Raw genomic sequence first — 4,833 nt, 5'->3', positions numbered from 1 at the left:
GAGCCCGGCCGGGCTCGCGGACCACCCGCCCGTCGTCGCGCCCTGCGGCAAGGCATGATCACGTCATGAACCTCACCAGCAGGCGTACCCTCCTGACCTCCGTCGCCGCCGCGGCCGCGACCCTGCCCCTCGTCAACGACCTCGCGGGGAACGGCCGTACGGCCGTCGCGGCGGAGTCCGTCGAGTTCGCCTCGAACGCCGCGCTCTACAGCAGCGCCGACTACGAGGAGGGCGTCCACTGGATGCGCCGCTTCCGCTGCGGCACCCCGGTCACCCTGAACGACTACGCCAAGGACCCTTCGGCGACCGCGCCGTCGAACCTCCTGACGAGCGCCCCGGTCCGCAGCACGGCGATCCTCGCCCCGCACGGCGGCGGCCTGGAGGCGGGCACCACCGAACTGTGCCTCGCGATCGCCGGATACGACCGCGCCGAGCCGGGCACCGAGCCGCGGCCGGACACGAGCACCCCGGGCGCGGTGCAGCGGGACTACTGGATGTTCGAGACGCTGACCGCGTCCCGCCCCGCCCCGGTCAAGCCCCTCCACGTCACCGCGACCCACTGCGACGACCCCGCCGCCCTGGCGGTCTGCTCCCACAACCTCTACGCGGTCTCCCTCCACGGCTACCTGCCGGACGACGACCCGCTGGTCAAGCGGATCCTCGTCGGCGGCCGGGACCAGCGGCTCATCCGCAACCTCGCGTCGGCCTTCGACCGGCACGGGCTCAACGCCTCGCTGGGGGTCGAGGTGGTCGTCGCGGGTTCCGACGCCGAGCTGAACGGCGACGACCCGGCCAACATCGTCAACCGCACGCGCACCGGGGCCGGTGCCCAGCTGGAGACGTCCACCGAACTGCGCAGGGCGATGTTCGGCACGTTCGGCAGCGGCTCCGGCCGCCGGGGGACCGCCGGCCAGGCGTCCCCCACCGCGCCGGACGCCCCCGCGTACTGGCACGGCTTCGTCGACGCGGTGCGCGAGGCCGTCGACCGGCACGAGCGCGGCCTCGACTCCCTGTAGCCCCGGGGCGGGACCGCCGGGGCGGCTTCTAGGCCGAGGCCCGGCGCACCAGCGTCGTCGGGGTGATCAGCGGGTCCGGGGCGGGCGCCCCGGACCCGTGGTCGCCCAGGAGGCGCATGAGCAGACGGACCATCAGGCGGCCCATGCCCTCGATGTCCTGCCGGACGGTCGTCAGGGGCGGGTCCGTGCGTTCGGCGATGGACGCCACGTCGTCGAAGCCGACCACGGCGACGTCCTCCGGCACCCGCAGGCCGCGCTCCCGCAGGACGCGCAGGGCGCCGGAGGCCATCAGGTCGTTCGCGGCGAAGACGCCGTCCACGTCGGGGCGCCGGGCGAGGAGTTCGGCCATCGCCCGGGCGCCGCTCTCCGCGGTGAAGTCGCCGTGGAGCAGCAGTGCCGGGTCCGGGTCCCCGAGCGCGTCGCGGTAGCCCTGGGCGCGGTCGACGGCCGAGGTCTGGTCGCGCGGCCCGGCGAGGTGCGCGACCGTCCGGCAGCCCCGGTCGACCAGGAGGCGGACGGCCTCGCTCGCCCCGCCGCGGTTGTCGCAGTCGACGTACGGCATGTCCGGGCCGATCCCGTCCGTCGGCCGCCCGCCGAGCACCGTCGGGATCTTCGCCCGGCGCAGCACCGCCGCCAGTTCGTCCTCGTCGTGCAGGGAGAAGGCGAGGGCGCCGTCCACGTGGCCGCCGCCGAGATAGCGGGCGATCCGGTCGTGGTCGCCCGGGCTCTCCACCCACAGCAGCACCAACTGGGAGTCGTGGGCGGTCAGTTCACGGCTGATGCCGCGCACCTGCTCCTGGAAGAAGGGGTCGGAGAAGATCCGGAACTCCGGCTCCGCGATGACCACGGCCACGGCGCCGTTGCGCCGGGTGACCAGGGTGCGGGCCGCCAGGTTCGGGACGTACCCGAGCTCCTCGACCGCCTCCCGCACCTTGTCGGCCAGGGGCGCGCGGACCCCCGCGCCGCCGTTGACGACCCGCGAGACCGTGGCCCGCGAGACCCCGGCTCGGGCCGCGACGGCCTCCAGGGTGGGACGGGCCCCCGTCGTCTGCTCGGCCACGTCGGCCCCCTTCGTCTGCTCCGGTGCGGGGTCAGGATATCCGTAAGGGCGAAGCGTCTGAGAGCGCTCTCTGGAAGGGCGGGTGGGGAAGGGCCGGTTCGGGCGTGGTCACTCGGGCACCGGGGCGAAGGAGACGATCCTGGGCTGACGTCGGGCGTCGTCGCCGCTGACCGTCGAGGGGGCCACCACGATCCGCCCGCCGACGGACAGCACCCGGCCCGCGCCCGTGGTGTACTCCGCCGCCGCGGCCGCCGCCGGGTGCTTCAGCAGGGTCTTCTCCCGTTCCGCTCCGGCCCTGCCGAGGAGGAAGGTCCGGCCGGGAGCGCTGGGCAGGGCCGACTCGTAGACGACCGTCCCCGTCGCGGAGTCGGACCGCACCGGCGTCAGCGACCGCCCGTCGTGCCCCTGGACGCCCCACACCAGTTTCCCGGTGCCGAGGTCGTAGGCCCCGACCCGGTCGCCGCCGCCCACGTGGACCAGTCCGTGGCCGACGAGGACGCCGGGGCAGGGCTGGAGGCCGGAACCGACGCCGACGTGCGCACAGTGCTCGAAGCCCTTGGGGCGAGGGTCGATGGTGCGCAGCGTCTCGCCGCGCGGTCCGACGGCGACGATCCGCCAGTCGTCGGTGAGCCGGTCGTTGTCGAGCGAGGTGTACACCAGCGGATCGACGGAGACCACCCGCTCCACCCGGCGGCCGGCCGGGGTCCGGTGCCGCAGGCGCACCGCCCCGGTGCGCGGATCGAGCTCGCGGAGCTGTCCGTACGAGGCGCGGCGGTCGACGCCGATCGCGCAGTCCGCGCTGACGAGGAGCCGGGAGCCGCCGGCCACCTGGTCGGGGCGGCAGCGCCCCGGATTCTCGACGGGGACGTCGAAGAGCCGTCCGCCGTCGGTCACGCGGTAGGCGGTGGCACGCGTGTTCCGGGCGACGGCGAGGGTGTCCCCGCTGATCGCCGTGTGGACGATGATCGCGGGGTCCTGCTCGACCCCGCGCAGCAGCTCCTTCCGCCAGCCCGCCTTCCCGGTCCTCAGGTCGACCAGCTGGAACCGGTCGCAGCGGGCGCCCCGCTGGGAGCCGCTGGTCGCGAGGACGACGACGATCCGGCCGTCGGGGGTCGTGTCGGCCGGCGCCTCGCAGACCGGGGTGGGCAGCGTCAGGCTCCACACCTCGGCGCCGTCCGAGAGGCGACGGGCGGTCACCTCGCGGTACACGGCCTGGACGACGGTGTCGCCGACGATCCAGGGGCCGTGCACCGGGATGTTCCGGCGGGGCAGGTCGGTGGAGTCCTCGGCGATCCAGGCCGCGGCCTCGCCGGGGCGGCGGGCGACGGCCGGCTCCCGGGCGCCGGGGACGCGGACCGGCCCGGTGGTGCGCGGGGCGGCGGAGGGCGTGGGCGCCGTGGGCGGGGCGGCGGTCGTCGCGCGGGCGCGGCCGGCCGGCCCGTACACGTACCAGCCCGCCCCGGCCACCGCCGCGACCAGCAGGGCGAGCCCCACGGCGAGCGCGGTCAGTCCGACGTCGCGCCGGGAGCGGCGGGCCGGTGCGGAGGCCCGTCCCGGCGGGTACCAGGACGGCGGCGTGTACGACATCGGGGTCCCCCTGGGGAGCGCCGGCGTGACACCGGCAGGTCCGAGAACTTTTCTAGAACAAGGTTCTGTTTTGGTCGTAGCATAGCGGCGCAGACCGAGGACACCGACGGGGGACCGGGGGCGACGATGGTGCGGACGGACGTCGAACAGGACGGCTGCGAAAGGCGGATGAGGGAGGCGGCGGCACGTGAGGGGCTCGGCGCCCACCGCGGCGGGCACGCCTCGTCGGCACCCGCGCGCGACCGGGGCGCCCTGCGGGCCGGGATCCTCGCCGCCGTCCTCACGGTGGCCGTCGCCGCGGCGCTCGCCACCGACCACGGCGCCCTCGCGATCGTCCCCGGCCTGTCCCTCGCCCTCTGCGGCGTCGCGCTCCTCGGCCACCTCGTCTTCGGCGGCCGCACCGGCGACGCGCGCCTGGAGCAGTACGAGGGCGGGCTCGTCCTCCACCACAAGGGCCGGATCCGGGTCGTGCGCTACGCCGACACCGAGGTCCTCGACAACACCGTGCGCCGCTCCCGGTACGGCCGGACCCTCTCGGTCACGTACTCCTTCGGCCTCACCGACACCGAGGGCCGCGACCTCGTCGTCGGCAGCGTCTTCACCGGCGGCGAGACCTGGGGCCCGCTGCTGCGCCTCGACTCCGCCCGTGCCCAGCTCCCCGGTGCCCTCGCCCGCCTCGGCGCCGGTGAGCGCCTCGACTTCGGCCTGATGTGGCTCACCGCCGTCGAACTCGGCTCGGGCCGTGCCTGCGCGCCCTGGCACCGGATCCAGGAGGTCGTCGTCCAGGAGGGCACGATCACCATCCGCGCCGAGGGCCGCCGCGGGCCGCTCCTCGCGGTCCCCACCCGTCTCACCCCGGACGTCCCCCTCTTCCTCGCCCTCACGGAGACCTTCCGGGCCCAGAGCGCACGCCCGGCCCCCCGCTGAGCCGCGTTCTCCCGCCGCGTCGCGTCCGGGCCCCGCCGTTCACCCGTGGCGGTGGTCCCGCTCCGTACCGGCGACCCGCCCTCGCCGGGGTACGGCAGCGTGGCCGCCATGAACGTCCGCCGCACCGCGCTCCCGTTCCTGACCGTCCTCCTGGTAGGCGGCTGCGTCCACACCCCGCGCCCGCACCCCGCGCCCGCCCCGCGCACCCCGGCCGCGGCGCCGCCCGCCCTCGCGCCCGCCGCC

The 4,833-nt window shown here is 75.9% G+C and carries 5 protein-coding genes; 3 read left to right on the top strand and 2 right to left on the bottom strand.

Features of this window, described 5'->3' with window-relative positions:
• Positions 1 to 65: 65 nt before the first annotated feature.
• The gene (locus IE321_RS40800; protein WP_190226679.1) at positions 66 to 1,016 is read left to right on the top strand and encodes a poly-gamma-glutamate hydrolase family protein; all 951 of its coding nucleotides are present in this window, start codon (positions 66 to 68) and stop codon (positions 1,014 to 1,016) included.
• Between the two features lie 28 nt (positions 1,017 to 1,044).
• Here the strand turns inward: IE321_RS40800 and IE321_RS40795 are convergent, their stop codons facing one another.
• On the bottom strand, positions 1,045 to 2,076 hold the full coding sequence (locus tag IE321_RS40795; RefSeq protein WP_190226678.1) for a LacI family DNA-binding transcriptional regulator: 1,032 nt from the start codon (positions 2,074 to 2,076) through the stop codon (positions 1,045 to 1,047).
• Between the two features lie 108 nt (positions 2,077 to 2,184).
• Complete coding sequence (locus tag IE321_RS40790; protein WP_190226677.1) at positions 2,185 to 3,663, bottom strand: outer membrane protein assembly factor BamB family protein; 1,479 nt, start codon at positions 3,661 to 3,663, stop codon at positions 2,185 to 2,187.
• 126 nt (positions 3,664 to 3,789) lie between these two features.
• Between IE321_RS40790 and IE321_RS40785 the strand changes: the two genes are divergently transcribed.
• Complete coding sequence (locus tag IE321_RS40785; protein WP_190226676.1) at positions 3,790 to 4,590, top strand: DUF6585 family protein; 801 nt, start codon at positions 3,790 to 3,792, stop codon at positions 4,588 to 4,590.
• Between the two features lie 45 nt (positions 4,591 to 4,635).
• Positions 4,636 to 4,833, top strand: a 198-nt coding sequence (locus IE321_RS40780; protein ID WP_229916836.1) for a hypothetical protein, incomplete at its 3' end; no start/stop codon positions are given.

The organism is Streptomyces hydrogenans (assembly GCF_014656075.1).
Taxonomy (GTDB): domain Bacteria; phylum Actinomycetota; class Actinomycetes; order Streptomycetales; family Streptomycetaceae; genus Streptomyces; species Streptomyces hydrogenans.
This window is presented reverse-complemented; position numbering and strand designations above follow the sequence as displayed.

What these genes read in the sequence shown, in the direction of transcription:
- IE321_RS40800 (WP_190226679.1), top strand. Translation starts at nt 66, where the DNA reads ATGAACCTCACCAGCAGGCGTACCCTCCTGACCTCCGTCGCCGCCGCG.
- IE321_RS40790 (WP_190226677.1), bottom strand. Translation starts at nt 3,663, where the DNA reads ATGTCGTACACGCCGCCGTCCTGGTACCCGCCGGGACGGGCCTCCGCA.
- IE321_RS40785 (WP_190226676.1), top strand. Translation starts at nt 3,790, where the DNA reads ATGGTGCGGACGGACGTCGAACAGGACGGCTGCGAAAGGCGGATGAGG.